This window comes from Desulfovibrio sp. 6_1_46AFAA (genome assembly GCF_000224635.1).
GTDB classification, from domain to species: domain Bacteria; phylum Desulfobacterota; class Desulfovibrionia; order Desulfovibrionales; family Desulfovibrionaceae; genus Desulfovibrio; species Desulfovibrio fairfieldensis.
Genome location: NZ_JH114301.1, coordinates 651,174 through 667,524, shown reverse-complemented (window position 1 = coordinate 667,524; position 16,351 = coordinate 651,174). Strand labels below are relative to the sequence as shown.

Here is a 16,351-nt window from a genome sequence, read left to right as displayed (position 1 = left end):
CGCCGATCGTTCGGGACACGGACCGGACATGGGAAAAGGATATCCGATGTTTGAGAGAAACGGCAGACTGCTGTTAAAACGCTTCAGCAACTATTTTTTTCCGACCATTCTCATGAGCATGGCGCTTTCCATGAGCATTGTCGTGGACGGCATCATCGTGGGCAATATGCTGAGCCCCGAAGCCTTCGCCGCCGTGAACCTGGGACTGCCGCTGATGCAGGGCTTCGCCGCTGTTTTCGTTTTTTTCGGCATCGGCGGCTCGGTGCTGGCGGCGTGGTACATGGGCAGGCATGAGGCGTCGGCGGCCAATACGGTCTTTACCGTCTCCGTGCTCGGCCTGCTGGCGGCCGGAGCGGTCTGCGGCGTGCTCGGAGCGGTCTTTCTGGACAAGTTGACCAGTCTGCTCAGCGGCGACAACCCTGCCCTTCAGGCTCTGCTTTACCGTTTCATTCAGCCGCTGGTCTACGGCGCTCCATTTCTGATCGTCGTTCCCGGGCTGACCTATTTTGTGCGCACGGACGGCCGCCCGGGGCTGGCTTCCGCGATTCTGATCACCGCCAACCTGGTCAACCTGGCGTGTGACGTGCTGTTTATCCATCTGCTCGACGACGTCCGCGGCGCGGGTCTGGCCACGGTCACCGGTTACGCCGCGGGCGTCGGCCTGCTGCTGGCCTATGCCGTCTCACCGCATCGGACATTTCGCTTTGCCTTGTCACGCGGCGCGCTTCTGCCGCTTGTTTTGCAGACGCTCAAATCCGGTCTGCCCAGCGGACTCAATATCGGCCTGCAATTTCTCAAGCTGCTCTGCCTCAACGCTCTGGTCCTGTCGGTCGCGGGCAAAAGCGGCATGGTCGCCTTTTCCGTCTGCCTGGCCTGTCTTTCCCTTGCCTCCATGTTCATTTCCGGCGCTTCGCAAACCATGATGCCCATCATCGGTGTGCTCTGCGGCGAGGAGGACTACGCGGGCATCCGCTTCGTGTTCCGGCGGGCGCTGACAATCCTGATGGGTTCCACCGCGATTCTGGTTTGCGGATTACTGCTGTTCCCCCAACAACTGCTCGCTCTCTTCGGCATTTCCGGCGGTCAGGATATGGAAATGGGCACCCGCGCGGTTCGCCTGTTCGCCCCAAGCCTGTTCGGGGACGCCTTCGCCATGCTGATGATTTATTACGCACAAACCATACAGCGCCCCAAAGTCGCCATCACGGCCACTGTCATTCAGAGTTTCGCGGTGGTGGCGCCCTGCGCCTGGCTGCTCTCCCGCTGGTGGGGGCTCGACGGCATATGGCTTTCCTTCAGCGTCGCGGGTCTAGCCACGGCTCTGGCGCTGCTCCTGATGACGCGAGGCATTGCGGCTCGTTCGGGCGGCCAAGTGCGGGGCCTGCTGATGATGCCGCAAAACGGCCACAAAGCCGCCTTGCTGGATGTTTCCATCAAAAATACGCTGCATGAAGCCGTGGGGCTGTCCGCAGCGGTGGCGGCTTTTTGCGGGGAGCACGGCGTACATGAAATCACAGCCATGCGGGCGGGCGTCATTGTGGAGGAAATGGCGGTCAATACCGTGCGCTACAGCGGCAATCCGCCCGGCGCCAGCAGCCTGGATATTACGGTATCCGTCAGTCAGGATTCGATCCGCATCACCTTCCGGGATGAAGGCAAGCCGTTCAGCCCGTTGGATTACCAGATATCGCCGCAAGCGCAGACACAGCAGCATACCGGCCACATTCAGGGCGGCATCAATCTGATCCGGGCCATGGCCGCGCACATGGAATACAGCTACGCACTGGGCTTCAATACCAGCGTGATTGTGCTGCCCGACGCACGCAATTAGAGCGGATTGATTTTGAGAATTGATATTCTCAAAATTGACGCGCTGCCAGTCTATCCTTGCTGTCATCATCCGCAGCACTGCCACGGCTCAAGTAAGTCGCCAGCGGCAACGGCTGACGCACGTATGGATCAGATGAATATCCGGTGAGGCGTGCATTCGTATGCCCTGTTGCAAGCCCCGCCCGGCATTGCCTTGCCGGGCATCCCGGCTTATTATGCGCCGATGAGCACTATCGCCTCCGAAGCGCGCGCGGACGCGCCCGCCCTGCGCGTCGTCGTCAGTCTGGATGTGGAAGAGGAAGGGCTGTTCTCCGGCCGCTACGCCGCCTCGGATTGCGGCGTGCGCAATGTGGCCCTGCTGCCCCGCCTGGCCCCGCTGAGCCGGGAGCTGGGCTTTCCGCTGACCCTGTTCTGTGCCCACACGGTCTTTGCCAGCGCCGAAGCCCGGCCCGTGCTGGCCTGGATGCGCGACCACTGCGGCGCGGAAATCGGCGCGCATCTGCACCACTGGAGCACCCCGCCCCTGGTTGAAAACCGGGCCGGAACCGGGACTGCCGCCCATAAGGCCGACGGTCCGCCCACGCGCACCGACCGCCTGCCGCGCGACCTGCTGCGCCGGCGGCTGCGCACCCTGCTGGACGCCGGGCGAGACTTCCAGTCAGCGCCCCTGACCAGTTTCCGCATGGGCCGCTGGGATCTGAAAGCCGTGGTGCGGCCGCTGCTGGCCGAGGCGGGCATCAGCGTGGACAGCTCCGTCTGCCCGCTACGCGCTTTCAGGGACGGGCCGGACCATTTTCTGGCCCCGGCCGATCCCTACTGGGCCGAGGATCTGCCGGGCCGCCGTCTGCTGGAAGCGCCCATCACCCAGATTCCGCTCTCGCCCGCCCTGGCGCGGCTCTGGTACGGCCTGGCCCGCCGCAAGGCCGGTCTGCTGGATTCCTTTCATTTCTGGGGCGCGCTGAGCCCCAATCCGGTCTGGCACAGTCCGCGCGTCATGCGTCTGGCCAGCCGCCTGCACGCGCGACGCGGCGGCAAGGTGCTCAGTCTGTTCTGGCATTCCTCGGAAATGCTGCCCGGCGCGTCGCCCAACGTGCCGGATCAGGCCGCAGCCGACGCGCTGCTGCAAAAAATTTACGGCTATCTGCGCTGGCTGAGGGAAAACTTCAAGGTCCGGGGCGTCACCGCCGCCCAACTCCATGCGGAAGCCGGGACCCTGGATTTTCCCCAACGCCCGGCGGGCCGGGGGGACTGGTAATGTCCCGTCTGGTCTTTGTGCTGCTGGACGGCCTGGGCACGGCCACGGCCCGGCGCTGCATGAGCTGCCTGCGCGCCCTCACCGAAGCGGGGCAGGCCCGCTTTACCGAGCTTGAAGCCGAGCTGCCCCCGCTGTCCCGCCCGCTCTACTCCACCCTGCTCAGCGGCCTGAGCCCGGCGCGGAGCGGCATCCTGCGCAACGACGACGCCCGCCTCTGCCCGGCGCCGACCATTTTTCAGCGTGCGCGGGACGCGGGCCTGAGCACGGCGGCGGCCGCCTATTCCTGGATAAGCGAACTCTGCAACCGCGCGCCCTTTGAACCGGAACGGGACCGCCTGACCGACGACCCCGCCCTGCCCATCGGACACGGCCTGTTTTACAGCCAGGACGCCTATCCCGACGACGAACTGTTCCGCGACGCCGAGGCCCTGCGGCTGCGCTACGGGCCCGATCTGCTGCTGGCGCATTCCATGGGCATTGATTTCGCCGGGCACGCGGCCGGAGCGGACGCGCCCGCCTACCGCGAAGCCGCGCGCGCGGCCGACGGCCTGCTGGCCCGTTATCTGCCGCGCTGGCTGGACGCGGGCTATGCCGTGCTGATCACCAGCGACCACGGCATGGATGCGGATTGCGGCCATTACGACAATACGGAGCCGGTCCGCCGGGTGCCGCTCTGGCTGGCAGGGCGGGCCTGGAATGGTCTGCCCCTGCCCGCGCGCCAGACCCAGGTGGCGGATCTGATGCTGGCGGTTCTGGGCCTAGCGGAATGAACGAATCCCCCCAAGCCTCACGGAGTCTTCCCATGCAGCGCAACGTCCGTCTGAGCGGCTATGTCTGGATTCTGCTGGCGGCTTTTTTCTGGTCGCTGATCGGGGTGATTTCCAAAATCTGCATGAGCGCCGGGGTCAGCCCGCTGGAAACCGCCTTCTGGCGCGCGGCCTTTGGCGGCGCGTTGTTCCTGGTCCACGCCGCGCTGCACAAGGGCCTGTTCATCCGGCTCCGCGACGCGGGTATTTTTCTGCTCTTCGGGGTCTGGGGCGTGGGCGTCTTTTTCGGGGCCACCCAGTACGCCATCCAGCTCAGCGGCGCGGCCATGGCCGTGGTGCTGCTGTATACCGCGCCGGTCTGGGTGGCCGTGTTTTCCCGCCTGCTCTTCAGGGAAAGGATCTCGCCGCGCAAGATCGGGGCCATCGGCGTGGCCCTGACCGGCACCACCCTGGTCTGCTTTTCCGGCGGCAGCCTGCCGGGGCGGACCTCGCTTTTGGGCATCGGCTGCGGGCTGCTGACCGGGCTCTGTTACGCCTCGCACTATCCCTTTTACCGCTGGTGGCAGAACCGTTACGCCACGGCCACCATTTACGGCTTCATGCTTGCCGGGGGCGTGCTCGCGCTCTGGTTCTGCGTGCCCGTGAGTCTCAACCATGAGCCGCGCGTCTGGTTCTGGCTCGCCGTGCTGGGCGTGACCAGCACCTTTTTCGCCTATACCTGCTACGGCCAGGGCCTCAAACGCATCAGCCTGGTGCGCGCGGCGGTCACCTGCCATCTGGAGCCGGTGCTGAGCACCCTCTGGGTCTGGCTGTTCTGGCAGGAAAATTTCAGCCTCGGCGGCTGGCTCGGCAGCGGCCTGGTGCTGGCCGCCGTCCTGCTGCTGACCACGGACAAAAGCCGTGATTGAGGAAGCGCCCATGTCTCCGTCCCCCCGCACAAGCGAATCCCTGGCCCGGCGCATCCGCATGGCCCGAGGCCTGGAACCGGCCGATCTCTGCGTGGAACACGTGAATGTGGTGGATGTGTTCAGCCGCACCCTGCTGCGCGACATTTCCGTAGCCGCGGGCGACGGGGTTTTTCTGGGTTTCGGCCCAAGCGGGCTTCCGGCCCGCCGCCGCATGGACGCGCGCGGGCGTTTCATGCTGCCCGGCCTGATAGACGCCCATCTGCACCTGGAATCCACCATGCTGACCCCGGCGGAATTCGCCCGTCTGGTCGTGCCGCACGGCACGGCCGCAGTGGTGGCCGATCCACATGAAATCGCCAATGTTCTGGGTCTGGCCGGCCTGCGTTATCTGTTGGAAAGCTCGCGGGACCTGCCCCTGGATTTGCGTCTGGCGCTGCCCTCCTGCGTGCCCTGCACGCCCTTTGAGGATTCCGGCGCGGTCCTGGCCGCCGCGGATCTGGCTCCGCTCATGGGGCACGAACGGGTCTGCGCCCTGGGGGAAATGATGAACTATCCCGGCCTGCTGGCCGGAGATCCCGCCGTGCTGGACAAAATCGTCCTGGCCCGCGCCTCGGGCAAGCGCCTGGACGGCCATGCCCCCGGCCTGCTCCAGGCGCGGCTGGACGCCTACTGCGGCACGGGCGTGGCCAGCGACCACGAATGCGAAAGCCCGGAGGAGGTCGTCCAGCGCCTGGTGCGCGGCATGTACGTTTTTGTGCGGCACGGCTCGGCGGCGCGCAATCTGCCCGCCCTGCTGCGCGCGGTGCATGTCAACAACGCCCACCGCTGCTGCTTCTGCACGGACGACAGCAGCCCGGCGGACCTGCTGGAACGCGGGCATATGGACGAAATCCTGCGCCTAGCCGTGGCCGAGGGCCTGGACCCGCTGCTGGCCGTGGGCATGGCCGCGCTGAACGGCTGTGTGTTTTACGGCATGCGGGACCGGGGCGGCATTGCGCCGGGCTGGGCGGCGGACTTCTGTCTGGTGGACGATCTGCGTGGATTCCGGGTCCGCGAAGTGTTCAGGGCCGGACGCCAAGTGGCCCAGGAAGGACGTCTCTGCGTGGAACTTCCCGCCGCGCCGCCGCCTTCGGACGTGCTGGACACGATCCATATCGCGCCGCTGACACAGGAGGCCCTGCGCCTGCCCGTGCCCTCGGGCCGGGCGCGGGTCATGGGCCTGACCCCGCAATCGCTGATCACGCGCGCTCTGATCCTGCCCGTGGCGCTGGACAGGGGCTGTTTTGATCCGCAACAAAACCCCGGTCTGGCGAAAATCGCCGTGGTGGAGCGCCACAAGGCCACAGGCAAGGTCGGCGTGGGCATCCTGCACGGCTATCTGCGGCCGGACGCGGTGTTTGATGGGGCCATTGCCACCAGCATTGCCCATGATTCCCACAATATCGTGGTGGCGGGCGGCAATGACCGGGACATGCTGGCCGCCGTGGAAAGCCTGTGCGCCATGGGCGGCGGCATCTGCTGCCTGCAACGCGGGCGGACCTTGGCCGCCCTACCCCTGCCCGTGGCCGGACTGATCAGCCCGGAGCCGGGCCGGGAAGTGGCCGCGCGCAAGGCCGCGCTGTTGGCGACCGCGCGACGGCACTTCTCGCTCAACCCGGACCTGGACCCGGTCATGGCCCTGAGTTTCATGGCCCTGCCGGTCATTCCGGAACTCAAGCTCACCGCGCGCGGCCTGTTCGACGTGCAAGGCTTTTCGTTTGTGCCGGTGGATGCCGAAAAAGCGTAGGGCCAGGCCTCTTGACGGAAACAGCCGGTCTGGGCTAAAAGATTTGCTCACGTTGTCACGGCATCGCGCTTTTCAGGGCGCGCCGGAAACGCGTGTTCCTGCCGGGATGGTGGAATTGGTAGACGCAGCGGACTCAAAATCCGCCGACCGCAAGGTCTTGCGAGTTCAAGTCTCGCTCCCGGTACCAAACAAATTCAGGCGGTTACGGGAAGGTAGCCGCCTTTTTTGTGCCACCACTGCATCACCCGCACCACTGTCGCCAAATGCAACCAAGTCCAGAAAGGACGGATTGTTAAGGCACGCTCGGTATCGGCAAATCCTCACCTCCGAAAAATAAGTATGCCCCCAAGGTCTTGCCTCTCATGGGCAGGGACGCTGCGTTTCTGCCGTCCGCCGTCTTGCCGCGCGGCATGGCAGGAAAATCCGCCTGAACCAAGCCGTCCCGCGATCAGCTCCGAACCGCGCGGGACGCGCATTTCCGGCCCAAGCAAAATTTTGTGAAAAAAAACATTGAATTTTATCGGCCACGTCAAGTAAGTTTTACCCAAGCGGATAACGCCGGATAACGGGTGCATCGAGGACGGCATGGGGGCATGCCCATCGCCGTGCCCGGACGGAAGGTGCCGGACGCCGCCGATTTAGCGGCTGTAGCGGCACGGTTGTGTCATAACGCACGCCCGCCGGGCGACGTAAAGCGCCGCTGACGGCCAGCGCGGGATATGTACGAGAACAGATAAGGATTCCAAACCAACAGGAGGATCTCTGATGAAACGCATTATTGCGCTCTTTGTGGCATTCGGCCTCATCTGCGGCATGGCGCTGGGCATGGCGCCGTCGGCCGATGCCAAAACCGTGATCAAAATCGCGGGCATGAAGCCGGAAGGCGAGCCGGAAACCATCGGCATGCATCAGTTCGGCAAATATCTGGCGGAACTTTCCAACGGCAAATATGAAGTGCAGGTCTTCCCCAACAGCCAGCTCGGCAAGGAAGACGCCTACATCGCCGCCACCCGTAAGGGCATTATTCAGATGTGCGCCACCGGCACGCAGACCTCGGCACTGCATCCGGCCATGGCCATGCTGGAAACGCCCATGCTCTACGACGATCTGGACCATGCCCGCCGTGCCATGGAAGGCAAGACCTTTGAGCTGATCAACCAGGGCTTCACCGAAAAATCGGGCCTGCGCACCCTCAACGCCTTTCCCCTTGGTTTCCGCCATTTTTACACCAAAAAGCCGGTGAAAACCATCGCCGACCTCAAGGGCCTGCGCATGCGCGTGCCCAACATCCCCCTGTACACCAATTTCGCCAAGGAATGCGGCATCAGCGGCCAGCCCATGCCCTTTGCCGAAGTGCCCGGCGCGCTTGACCAGGGCGTCATCGACGGCGGCGACAGCCCGCTGGCCGACATCGTGAGCCTGAAGATGTATGAGATTACCCCTGAAATCACCCTCACCGGCCATATCCTGGTGATCCATTCCTTGTACATCAACGAGAAATTCTACAAGTCCCTGCCCGAACAGGACCGCAAGTGGGTTGACGAAGCCGCCAAGCGCTCCGCCGACGACATCTGGAAGATGGTGGCCGCGGGCGACGAAAAAGCCAAGCAGACCATCATCGCCGCCAATGGCCACATCACCACGCCCAGCAAGGAATTCCACGACTACATGGCGGAAGCCGGCAAGCGCAGCTGGAAGCTCTTTTACGACACGGTGCCCAATGCCCAGGAAATCTTGGACAGCGCCGCCAGCTATCGCCAGGCCAAGTAACAAGATCAGCACGATGTAACGCGGGCCGGGGGCGTAAGGCTTCCGGCCCGTCGCGCAACGCGCTCGGCGGGAAGGCCCCGCAGCACTAGAGGGTGTCGTCATGAGATGGATTTTTGTGTTATATCAGGGAGAAAGAGCCTTTTATGAAGGGAGTGTACTCTGCTGGTACTCGACCGGAATAAAAGGCGAATTTCAACGCGGAGATAACCGAAAAGACGCTCGTGACGACAGCCTCTAAAATTTTCCGCACAAGTCCATATTCCGTCAGGGCATTGTTCCCGCAGAGGTCAGTATGCACGACGAGACACAGCAAAACCTTCCATCGGCGTCCGTCCCGGACGCCGACAAGCCGTGTGATCCGCATGCGGATCACGGCAAAGCGCAGTCCGAACCCCTCGGCCGGCTGCTTTTTGAGATTTTTTGCGCCGTCATCTTCCTCGGCATGATCGGTCTGGTCTTTTACAACGCTTTTCTGCGCTACGTCTTTTCCTCCAGCTATCCCCCCAGCGAGGAATGGGCGCGCTTTCTCTTCATCTACATCACGTTCTTCGGGGCCATTGAGGCTTTTTACCACAAAAAGCACATTGCCGTGGACATGTTCGTGGACCTGCTGCACGGCGCACCCCGCAAATACGTGGACATCGCCGCCACGCTCCTGGGCATGGTCGCCATGGGCCTCCTGCTCTACGGCGGCGTGATCAACGTGCTCCAGACCGTGGACACCTATTCCGTGGCCACCAATGTGAACATGGCCCTGATCAACGGCACATTGCCCATCATGGCCTTCGCGGCCCTGATCATGCAGGTGCGCGACCTCGTGGCTCTCATCCGTCGTCCGGCATCCTCTTTCACCAAGGCATAGGGGGAGAACGTGGAACTTTTCATCTTTCTCGGCACCCTATTCTTCTTCCTGGCCTTCGGCATTCCCATCTGCCTGGTGCTGGTGCTCTGCGCCATGGTGCTCATGTGGCACTCCGGCATGTGGGACGCCATGATCATTCCCGGCAGCATGCTGGACGGGGCCAACAACTACCCGCTGATGGCCATCCCCTTCTTTGTCTTTGCCGGTGAAATCATGGCCGCGGGCGGACTTTCCAAACGCGTGGTGCAACTGGCCCAGCTGATGATCGGCCGGGTGCGCGGCGGCCTGGGCTATGCGGCTGTGGTGGCCAGCATCATTTTCGCGGGTCTCATGGGCAGCTCCGTGGGCGAGGCCGCCGCTCTGGGCGGTCTTTTGCTGCCCATGATGAAGGAAGTGGGCTACAAGCCGGGACGCGCCGGGGCCGTTATCGCCTCCGGTGCCATTCTGGGCCCCATCATTCCCCCCAGCACCAACTTCATCCTGCTCGGCGCCACCATCAGCGGCCTTTCCATCACCAAACTGTTCATGATCGGCCTAGTCCCGGGCATTTTAATCGGTCTCGCGCTGATGGTGGTCTGGTTCTTTGTGGTGCGCAAGGACGGCTACAACGAAACCATCACCTTCACCCGTGAGGAAAAGTGGAAGATCCTGATCGACTCCACGCCCGCCTTCCTCATGCCCGTGCTCCTGCTGGGCGGCATCCGCTTCGGCGTTTTCACGCCCACCGAAGGCGGCGCCTTCGCGGCCATTTACGCCATTGTGGTCTGCGTGCTTTACTACCGCGAGCTTTCCTTCCGCGAGCTGCTGCGCGTCAGCGCGCGGGCGGCCACAACCACTTCGGTGGTCATGCTCATCGTGGCCACGGCCACGGCCGTGGGTTGGTTCATCACCATCGCCCAGATTCCCAATCAGATGACGGCGCTCTTTTCGCCGCTCATCGACAGCCCCGTTCTGCTGCTGTTGTGCATCAACGTCTTTCTTTTCCTCATCGGCATGGTCATGGACCTTACGCCCAACATCCTGATCTTCGCGCCGGTGTTCTATCCGCTCATCACCCAGGCCGGTATCGACCCCTACTATTTCGGTCTGCTTTTCATCCTGAACCTGGGCATCGGCGTGATCACGCCGCCCGTGGGCACAGTGCTTTATGTGGTGTGCGGCATCGGCAACATCAAGATCACCCAGCTGATCCGTAACCTGGTCCCCTTCATTCTGGTGGAAGTGGTCATGCTCTTCCTGCTGCTCTTCTTCCCCAAACTCTCGCTCATTCCGCTCGACTGGCTCATGGGCGGGAAATAAGCCGCCGCGAGCTCGCACAGAAAAGCCGCCCCTGCACAGGGGCGGCTTTCGATTTTCCAAACGGCTTCCGAACGGTGGGCATTCAGCGCCAATCCCTCTCGGCCTGCCCGAGATCCTCCAGCACCAGAGTGGGCTGACGCTCCTCCTTTGCCAGGTCTTCGCGCGTGGCCTCGCCGCTGAGCACCAGAATGAAATCAATGCCCGCGTTTTCAGCCAGTTTCTTGTCCGTGCTCAGGCGGTCGCCCACCATAACCATTTCCTCTTTGGCGTAGCGCCGCAGCAGAGGGGCCAGCACGGTCGGGTCGGGTTTGCCGAAAATATGCTGCGGGCGGCGGCCCGTGGCTGTGGCGTAGAGTTCAATCATGCTGCCCACATCAGGCAACGGCCCCTCCGGAGAGGGACAGACCAAGTCCGGATGGGTAGCCAGAAACAGGGTTTCAGGTTTTTGCAACAACAAGGCTGAACGGGCCAGCTTGTGGTAGGTCAGCTCCGTGTCATAGGCCAGAATCACGGCCTGTGCGTCCTCCTCCACCTGCTGAAGTTCGGGCATACGTTGACGCAGATCCTGTTGAAAATCAGTGTTGCCCACAGGATAGGCCCGGCTGATGCCGCGCGCCCGTAAAAAATCCACCAGGGGCGTCACCGGTGAGAGCAACAATTCCCCGCGCGCCGGAATGCCCATGCCGTTGAGCTTGTCCACATAGGTCTGCGGCGATTTGGAGGTATTGTTGCTGAGAAAGAAAAAATCCAGATCTCGCCAGTGATTTTGAATAAAACCGACAGCGCCCTTGATGGGGATATGCCCAAGATAAACCGTGCCGTCCATGTCCAGGACGACACAGCGTTTCCGCGACCAGTCCATATGCTTCCTTTTTTCCAAGGAAATAGCCGCGTTCGGCCGTCTTGGCAAGAATAGAGGGGTTCCCTTCGGCGGACGTTTCCTCCGCTGACTGTCCATTAGGGCAATGCCCGACCCTTGACGAACAGCGGCAAAAGAATGAAAATTTTTATTTGGATTTGTTTATGTTGTACTGAAGCCATTGCCGGGAAGACAACGCCCGTTACGGACGCGGCCACGGCGAAATGGAAATATCAGGAGGCCCCATGCTGGAAACCACGGTTGTCGTCATCGGCGGCGGCGCTACCGGCATGGGCACGCTGCGCGATCTGTGCATGCGCGGCGTGCCCGCCATTCTGCTGGAACAGGGCGGCCTTGCCCACGGCACCAGCTCCCGTTTTCACGGCCTGCTCCACAGCGGGGGTCGCTACGCTGTCAATGACAACGAATCCGCGCGCGAGTGCATTGAAGAAAACATGATTGTGCGGCGTATCGGCAGACAGTGTGTGGAGGAAACCGAAGGCTTTTTCGCACTGACGCCCGGTGACGATCCGGCCTACGTGGCTCCCTGGGCCGAGGCCTGCCACAAGGCGGGCATCGACGCGCAGGAGCTGGACGTGGCCGAAGCCCTGCGTCTGGAGCCCAATCTCGCGCCCGACATCCGGCGCGTCTTCCGTGTGCCTGATTCCTGTGTGGACGGCTTTCGCCTGGTACTGCACAACGCCATGTCCGCCAAGCGTTACGGCGGCCGGGTGCTGACCTATCACGAGGTCACGGCCATCCACCAGAACAACGGAACAGTCTGCGGCGTAACGGCTCTTGACCGCATCAGCGGCGAAATGGTGGAAATTTCCTGTCAAAGCGTGGTCAACGCCGCCGGTTCCTGGTCGGGCCGCATTGCCGGGCTGGCCGGCCTGGATGTGGCCGTTTCTCCGGACCGGGGCACGCTCATTGTCTTCAATCACCGCTTTACCTCGCGCGTGGTCAACCGCCTGCATCCCGGCGCGGACGGCGATATTTTCGTGCCCCACGGCTCCATCACCATTCTCGGCACCACATCCACGCCCACAGACCGGCCCGACGACACCACGCCCACCTATGGAGAAGTGCTGCGCCTGCTGGATCTGGGCGAACCGCTTTTCCCGGCGGTACGCCAATACCGCATCCTGCGGGCCTTCGCGGGCACGCGGCCTCTGTACACGCCGGGAAATGCGGCGGGGCGCAAGGCCAGCCGCAATTTCCATGTGGTGGACCACGCGGAGCAGGGCCTGAAGGGCATGGTGTCCATCTTCGGCGGCAAGCTGACCACCTACCGGCTCATGGCCGAACGCGTCAGCGACAACGTCTGCGCCAGACTCGGCGTACATGCGCCCTGTCGCACGGCGGATGAAGCGCTGGTGTCCGATCCCGATAAAGCCGTGCTGCGCCGCGCGGCCCGCTATTTCCCCATGCGGGGGCTCACCATCATGGCGGACCGGCTCGGCGACGATCTGCCCGCCGTGCTGCAACAGGCTGAACTGGCCGGACTGGCGGAAAAGCAGGCCGAACAGGAACATGCCGGTGGGGGTGACGGCAACCCCCTGCTCTGCGAGTGCGAAATGGTCAGCCTGGCTGAAATCGAATGCGTGGCGCGCGATCCCTCCACTCACTCCCTGTCCGACATCCGGCTGCGCACGCGCCTGGGCATGGGCACCTGCCAGGGCACTTTTTGCTCCCTGCGGACCATCGGCGCATTGGTGGAGCACGGTGTGCCTCTGGAGCTTTCGCCCACGGACAATGTGCGGCGTTTTCTACAGGAGCGCTGGCGGGGCCTGCGTCCGGCCCTCTGGGGCACGCAGGCGCGCGAAATGGAACTGGGGCGGGCCGTGTACGCCGGAACCCTCAACCTCGACGGAGCCGCGGATGAGCAGGACAATTGACGTACTTGTGGCCGGTTCCGGCTTGGCCGGGCTTATGGCCGCGCTGACCGCCGCTCAGGATGGGCGCAGCGTGCGGCTGGTGACCGACGGCATGGGCTCGCTGGCTATCAGCGGCGGTTGCGTGGACCTGCTGGGCTACGCCGGGGGACGGCGGCTGGATGATCCCTGGAACGGCATGGATCTTCTGCCGCCGGAGCATCCCTACCGCCTGCTCGGTGCGGGCAATATCCGGACGGCCCTGGACATGCTGCGCCAATGCGCGGCGGAACAGGGCTGGCCCCTGCACACGGCCGTGTCGCCGCAGGGCGCTCCCTGCAACGCGCTGCTGCCCACCATCATGGGCACGCTCAAGCCGAGTTATCTTTTGCCCGCCGGTCTGAACCCCACGGCCCTGACCAGGGCCAAGCGCATTCTGGTGGCGGGCGTGCGGGGCCTGCGCGACTGCCGTCCCGCGCTGATCGTCAGCCAGTTGGGCCGCTATAGGGACTGGGTGGACAAAAACTTTATCCAGATATTGCTGCCCTCGCCCTTGGGCGAAACCCATCGCAGTCTGAGCGCTCTGGATCTGGCCCGTCTGGTGGACAAGCCGCAGGGCCGGGACTGGTTGATCCGGGCCCTCCGGGAACACGCCGGACAGTGCGATGCCGTGTTGCTGCCGCCCATCTGCGGCAGCAGGGCCGATGCCTCGGTCTGGCATGAACTCAGCCAGGCCGTGGGCTGCCCGCTGGTGGAAATGCTTTCCATCCCGCCGGGCGTGGGCGGTCTGCGTCTGCGGGACGCGTTGCTGCGCGAACTACGCCGCCACGATTTTGAACTGGTGGAAAACGCCCGGCTGATCCGCGCCGAAACCAACGGGAAGCAATGCACGGCGCTGGTGGCTCTGGCAGCCGGGCAGGAACGCCGCCACAGAGCCCGGGCCTTTGTACTGGCCACGGGCGGCATCCTGGGCGGAGGCGTGGAACTCGCGCCGGGCAAGGTCCGTGAAAGTGTGTTCGGACTGGATATTCCCGTGCCGCCGGACGTCACAGAATGGTCCGAACCGGAAATTTTCGGCAGCCATGTCTTTTCCCGTCTGGGCGTCCGGGTGGACGGCGAAATGCGTCCCCTGGACGAGGCCGGACAGACCCGCTGGGAGAATGTCTTTTTTGCCGGGCGCAGCCTCGGCGGTTATGATTTCGCAACCGAAAAAAGCGGCCACGGCGTCGCCCTGACCACCGGCTGGCAGGCGGGCCGCATGGCTGCCGCCATTGCCGGAAAATCCGGCGGACCGGCGTCCGGAGAGCGCATATGAGCGTACGCATCAATCCCGACAAATGCATCGCCTGCACCACCTGCGTGGTGCACTGCCCGGTGGCCGAGGCCACGCCCAAGTTCCTGGGCCCGCGCATGATCGGCCCGGCCTATGAACGTTTCCGCCTGCTGGGCCTGGCGGAAGATCCGTCTCTGCACTATTGCGCCAACTGCAAGAACTGCGACATTTCCTGCCCGCACGACGTACCTGTGTCCAGCATCAACATGCTGGCCCGCGCCGAGCAGTGCAAACATCAGAGCCCCGGCCTGCGCGACTGGGTGCTGGCCCACGGCGAACTTCAGGCGCACTGGCTACGGCTGATCCCGGCCGGGCTCAAAAACTTCGGCATGCTCAACCCCGTAACCCGCGCATTACTGGATGCCTTGGGCATCGACAAGCGCGCTCCCCTGCCCCGCTTTGCCGCTCAAACTTTCCGGCAGCAGATGCGCAATGTCCGCCAGCCCGCCCAAACGCGCAAAGCGGTCTTTTTTCCGGGCTGCTACGTGGACGTGTACGATCCCCGTACCGGCCTGGATATGGTCTGGGCACTGAACAGGGCCGGGTATGAGGTCATTGTGCCGGACGATTTCGTCTGCTGCGGTCTGCCCATGATCGCCAACGGCTTCTGGCAGGACGCCCGCGCCAATGCGGACCGCAACCTTGCCGCACTGGCCCGCTGGCGTGAACAAGGCATTCCGGTCATCACGGGCTGCCCCAGCTGCGCCCTGATGTTCCGGACCGACCTGCCGGAATTTTTTCCGGATCTGGCTGAAAAGCACGGCGCTACCCCGCTGGAGGACGCCCAGGAATTTCTGCTGGACTGCGCGGAACGCGGCGAATTGCAACTGGACGCCGGAACGAGCAGCGCCTGCCTGCCCGAATTGCGCGCCATCTACCACGCGCCCTGCCATTTGCGCGCCCAAGGCAACGGCCTGCCGGGTCTGGAGCTGCTACGCCGCCTGCCGGGCGTCATGGTCCGGAATGCCGATGCCGGATGCTGCGGTATCTCCGGCAGTTATGGTTTCAAAAAAGAAAAATACGACATCGGCCAGGAAATCGGCGCGGCTCTGTTCAAAACCATACGCGAAAGCGGGGCCCATATCGCCGCTTCCGAATGCGGCACCTGCCGCGTGCAGATTCTGCACGGCAGCGGCCTGCCCTGCCTGCACCCCGTGAGCATCGTCCGTCAGCGCCTGGAGGCCCTGCGCCCCGCGTAACACGCTGCAAGCAGCAATGTTAACCGGATCAAAAGACGGCCCGTCCTCTCAATCTTGGAGGGTGCGGGCCATCTCTGCCTTTCGGAGCAGAACTTTCCGAAAAACCACAGCCCTTACGGCGGCTGCATATATGGTCGCCGATCTTGCCGGAACCGCAGACAAAAATCAAAACCACCCGCATAGCGGGTGGTTTGCTCCAGCCCTATAAGGGCTTGTTACCGGCCAGCGTCTAAAGGCGCTGGCTTTCACTTTGTTCAAGCCCAGTGCCCTTGCCGCTTTGGCTTACCCCTGGAAGGGGTTTTGGTATTCTCGGGTACTTACTCGATCTTGCAGAATATCATGCTTCTCTTGCTGCTGAATGTATTTTTTGACCGTTACCTCATTGAGTCCTACCGTACTGACGAAATATCCTTCCGCCAAGAATTTCCTATTGCCAAATTTGTACTTCAGGTTTGCATGCTTATCGAAAATCATCAATGAGCTTTTTCCTTTCAGGTACCCCATGAAACTTGATACACTGATTTTTGGAGGAATACTCACCAGCATGTGCACATGATCCGGCATGAGATGGCCCTCGATAATTTCAACACCTTTATATTTGCATAAGTC

At 63.0% G+C, this 16,351-nt stretch carries 13 protein-coding genes and 1 tRNA gene; 12 read left to right on the top strand and 2 right to left on the bottom strand.

Annotation, left to right across the window (positions count from 1 at the left end; translation table 11 throughout):
• The first annotated feature begins 46 nt into the window (after positions 1-46).
• The 9 genes from HMPREF1022_RS06340 to HMPREF1022_RS06300 all read left to right on the top strand — a co-directional run bounded on the left by HMPREF1022_RS06340 (position 47) and on the right by HMPREF1022_RS06300 (position 10,477).
• Entirely contained in the window at positions 47-1,831 is a 1,785-nt protein-coding gene (locus HMPREF1022_RS06340) for an MATE family efflux transporter (protein ID WP_009302385.1), read from the top strand.
• Positions 1,832-1,981: 150 nt separating this feature from the next.
• Entirely contained in the window at positions 1,982-3,085 is a 1,104-nt protein-coding gene (locus HMPREF1022_RS06335) for a hypothetical protein (RefSeq protein WP_009302384.1), read from the top strand.
• A complete protein-coding gene (locus tag HMPREF1022_RS06330) occupies positions 3,085-3,855 on the top strand; it encodes an alkaline phosphatase family protein (RefSeq protein WP_009302383.1) in 771 nt (256 codons plus the stop codon). Before HMPREF1022_RS06335 ends, HMPREF1022_RS06330 begins: the two co-directional genes overlap by 1 nt.
• Positions 3,856-3,887: 32 nt before the next feature.
• Positions 3,888-4,760 carry a DMT family transporter gene (locus HMPREF1022_RS06325; RefSeq protein ID WP_009302382.1) on the top strand — a complete coding sequence of 291 codons (873 nt, stop codon included), beginning with the start codon at positions 3,888-3,890 and terminating at the stop codon, positions 4,758-4,760.
• A gap of 10 nt (positions 4,761-4,770) precedes the next feature.
• Entirely contained in the window at positions 4,771-6,546 is a 1,776-nt protein-coding gene (gene ade, locus HMPREF1022_RS06320; RefSeq protein ID WP_009302381.1) for an adenine deaminase, read from the top strand.
• 100 nt (positions 6,547-6,646) lie between these two features.
• Positions 6,647-6,733, top strand: a tRNA-Leu gene (locus HMPREF1022_RS06315).
• Positions 6,734-7,311: 578 nt separating this feature from the next.
• A complete protein-coding gene (locus tag HMPREF1022_RS06310; protein ID WP_008684487.1) occupies positions 7,312-8,316 on the top strand; it encodes a TRAP transporter substrate-binding protein in 1,005 nt (334 codons plus the stop codon).
• 292 nt (positions 8,317-8,608) lie between these two features.
• A complete protein-coding gene (locus tag HMPREF1022_RS06305) occupies positions 8,609-9,178 on the top strand; it encodes a TRAP transporter small permease (RefSeq protein ID WP_008684489.1) in 570 nt (189 codons plus the stop codon).
• Positions 9,179-9,187: 9 nt separating this feature from the next.
• A complete protein-coding gene (locus HMPREF1022_RS06300) occupies positions 9,188-10,477 on the top strand; it encodes a TRAP transporter large permease (protein ID WP_008684490.1) in 1,290 nt (429 codons plus the stop codon).
• A gap of 82 nt (positions 10,478-10,559) precedes the next feature.
• Here the strand turns inward: HMPREF1022_RS06300 and HMPREF1022_RS06295 are convergent, their stop codons facing one another.
• Positions 10,560-11,339: an HAD-IIA family hydrolase gene (locus HMPREF1022_RS06295; protein ID WP_008684492.1), complete on the bottom strand. Its 780-nt coding sequence runs from the start codon at positions 11,337-11,339 to the stop codon at positions 10,560-10,562.
• Positions 11,340-11,581: 242 nt separating this feature from the next.
• Here HMPREF1022_RS06295 and glpA point away from each other — a divergent pair, with 242 nt between their 5' ends.
• The 3 genes from glpA to HMPREF1022_RS06280 are packed head-to-tail and all read left to right on the top strand — an operon-like array spanning position 11,582 to position 15,742.
• Complete coding sequence (glpA, locus tag HMPREF1022_RS06290; RefSeq protein WP_009302380.1) at positions 11,582-13,234, top strand: anaerobic glycerol-3-phosphate dehydrogenase subunit GlpA; 1,653 nt, start codon at positions 11,582-11,584, stop codon at positions 13,232-13,234.
• Positions 13,218-14,525 carry an anaerobic glycerol-3-phosphate dehydrogenase subunit GlpB gene (glpB, locus tag HMPREF1022_RS06285; RefSeq protein ID WP_009302379.1) on the top strand — a complete coding sequence of 436 codons (1,308 nt, stop codon included), beginning with the start codon at positions 13,218-13,220 and terminating at the stop codon, positions 14,523-14,525. The genes glpA and glpB overlap by 17 nt, the downstream gene beginning before the upstream one ends.
• Positions 14,522-15,742 carry an anaerobic glycerol-3-phosphate dehydrogenase subunit C gene (locus HMPREF1022_RS06280; RefSeq protein ID WP_008684498.1) on the top strand — a complete coding sequence of 407 codons (1,221 nt, stop codon included), beginning with the start codon at positions 14,522-14,524 and terminating at the stop codon, positions 15,740-15,742. The genes glpB and HMPREF1022_RS06280 overlap by 4 nt, the downstream gene beginning before the upstream one ends.
• A gap of 282 nt (positions 15,743-16,024) precedes the next feature.
• Here HMPREF1022_RS06280 and tnpA read toward each other — a convergent pair.
• Positions 16,025-16,351, bottom strand: a 327-nt coding sequence (tnpA, locus tag HMPREF1022_RS06275; RefSeq protein WP_035060928.1) for an IS200/IS605 family transposase, incomplete at its 5' end; no start/stop codon positions are given.